The 2,500-nt window shown below is 51.4% G+C and carries 1 tRNA gene and 2 rRNA genes (1 of these 3 cut by a window edge); all 3 read left to right on the top strand.

Features of this window, described 5'->3' with window-relative positions:
• Window positions 1-2,072 (top strand): 23S ribosomal RNA (locus tag AB9F29_RS20940); it begins 761 nt to the left of the window's first position.
• 141 nt (window positions 2,073-2,213) lie between these two features.
• Window positions 2,214-2,328 (top strand): 5S ribosomal RNA (rrf, locus tag AB9F29_RS20935).
• 95 nt (window positions 2,329-2,423) lie between these two features.
• Window positions 2,424-2,500 (top strand) — tRNA-Met (locus AB9F29_RS20930).

Below are 2,500 nucleotides of genomic sequence, written 5' to 3'. Positions count from 1 at the left end.
CCACACCTGTTGAAAAAGGTCGGGATGAGTTGTGCCTAGGGGTGAAAGGCCAATCAAACTCGGAGATAGCTGGTTCTCTGCGAAATCTATTTAGGTAGAGCGTCGGACGAATACTCTCGGGGGTAGAGCACTGAATGGGTAATGGGGACTCACCGTCTTACTGATCCTAATCAAACTCCGAATACCGAGAAGTAATATCCGGCAGACACACTGTGGGTGCTAACGCCCATGGTGAAAAGGGAAACAACCCTGACCTACAGCTAAGGCCCCTAATTCATGGCTAAGTGGGAAAGCAGGTGGGACGACCAAAACAACCAGGAGGTTGGCTTAGAAGCAGCCATCCTTTAAAGATAGCGTAACAGCTCACTGGTCTAATTAAGTTGTCCTGCGGCGAAGATGTAACGGGGCTCAAGCCATGAGCCGAAGCTTAGGATGCATTTATTGCATGGTAGCAGAGCGTAGTGTGACATAGTTCCCATCCTCTTTTGCACCTTCGGGTGTAGTGGAGGATAAGGAGCTTTCTGTGAAGCCCGGGCGTGAGCCATCGGGTGGAGAGATCACTAGTGAGAATGATGACATGAGTAGCGACAAACAGGGTGAGAGACCCTGTCGCCGAAAGTCCAAGGGTTCCTGCTTAAAGTTAATCTGAGCAGGGTAAGCCGACCCCTAAGGCGAGGCCGAAAGGCGTAGTCGATGGGAACCAGGTTAATATTCCTGGGCCGTGAGGTGGTGACGGATCTCGAAGGTAGTTCTTCCTTATTGGATTGAAAGAGCTGCTTAGAGGTTCCTGGAAATAGCCCCTCTTTAAGATCGTACCCTAAACCAACACAGGTGGACTGGTAGAGAATACCAAGGCGCTTGAGAGAACCACATTTAAGGAACTCGGCAAAATACCTCCGTAAGTTCGCGAGAAGGAGGCCCGATTAGGACGCAAGTCTTGGTCGGGGGCACAAACCAGGGGGTGGCGACTGTTTACTAAAAACATAGGGCTCTGCGAAGTCGTAAGACGACGTATAGGGTCTGACGCCTGCCCGGTGCCTGAAGGTTAAAAGGAGGAGTGCAAGCTCCGAATTGAAGCCCAGGTAAACGGCGGCCGTAACTATAACGGTCCTAAGGTAGCGAAATTCCTTGTCGGGTAAGTTCCGACCTGCACGAATGGCGTAACGACTTCCCCGCTGTCTCAAATGTGGACTCAGCGAAATTGAATTGCCTGTCAAGATGCAGGCTTCCCGCGGTTAGACGGAAAGACCCCGTGCACCTTCACTACAACTTTACACTGGCATTAGACACAATTTGTGCAGGATAGGTGGTAGGCTTTGAAGCAGAGACGCTAGTCTTTGTGGAGCCTCCCTTGAGATACCACCCTAATTCTGTTTGATGTCTAACCGCGGTCCATTATCTGGATCCGGGACCCTGTATGGTGGGTAGTTTGACTGGGGCGGTCGCCTCCTAAAGAGTAACGGAGGCGCGCGAAGGTTGGCTCAGACCGGTCGGAAATCGGTCGTTGAGTGCAATGGCAGAAGCCAGCCTGACTGCGAGACTGACAAGTCGAGCAGAGACGAAAGTCGGTCATAGTGATCCGGTGGTCCCGAGTGGAAGGGCCATCGCTCAACGGATAAAAGGTACGCCGGGGATAACAGGCTGATACTGCCCAAGAGCTCATATCGACGGCAGTGTTTGGCACCTCGATGTCGGCTCATCTCATCCTGGGGCTGGAGCAGGTCCCAAGGGTATGGCTGTTCGCCATTTAAAGAGGTACGTGAGCTGGGTTTAGAACGTCGTGAGACAGTTCGGTCCCTATCTGCCGTGGGTGTAGGAGATTTGAGAAGAGTTGCCCCTAGTACGAGAGGACCGGGGTGAACGTTCCACTGGTGGACCAGTTGTCATGCCAATGGCAGTGCTGGGTAGCTATGAACGGACAGGATAACCGCTGAAGGCATCTAAGCGGGAAGCCCCCTTCAAAACAAGATCTCCCTGAGGGCCGAGGTAGACCACCTCGTCGATAGGTCAGAGATGTAAGTGCGGTAACGCACTCAGTTGACTGATACTAATTGCCCGATAGGCTTGATTTGATCCAGTAGAAGATAGACTTCTACAAACCTGACCCCCGAACGTAAGTTTGGTAAGGGTTCAGGCGGAATAATCAAAAGCTACACTTTTTTAAGTGAAACTAAATCTGATAGTTAAAACTGTGTGTTGTGTTTCTTTCTCGGTTTGGTGGTCATGGCACAAGTGAAACACCCGATCCCATCCCGAACTCGGCAGTTAAGCACTGTTGCGCCAATGGTACTGCGTCTTAAGACGTGGGAGAGTAGGTCGCCGCCAAACCTAGTAAGAAACATAACACGTATCTCTCAAACGATCCCTCAAACCCCAGAAATTACAAAAACTGGGATGCGAACTAAGGCAAAATGCCTAAGCGTCGCGGGATGGAGCAGCCCGGTAGCTCGTCAGGCTCATAACCTGAAGGTCGTCAGTTCAAATCTGACTCCCGCAACCA

Origin of the sequence: Falsihalocynthiibacter sp. S25ZX9 (assembly GCF_041205405.1) — a bacterium.
In the GTDB taxonomy this organism is placed as follows: domain Bacteria; phylum Pseudomonadota; class Alphaproteobacteria; order Rhodobacterales; family Rhodobacteraceae; genus Falsihalocynthiibacter; species Falsihalocynthiibacter arcticus.
The sequence above is the reverse complement of the archived record's forward strand: the minus strand, read 5'-3'. Positions and strand labels throughout refer to the sequence as shown.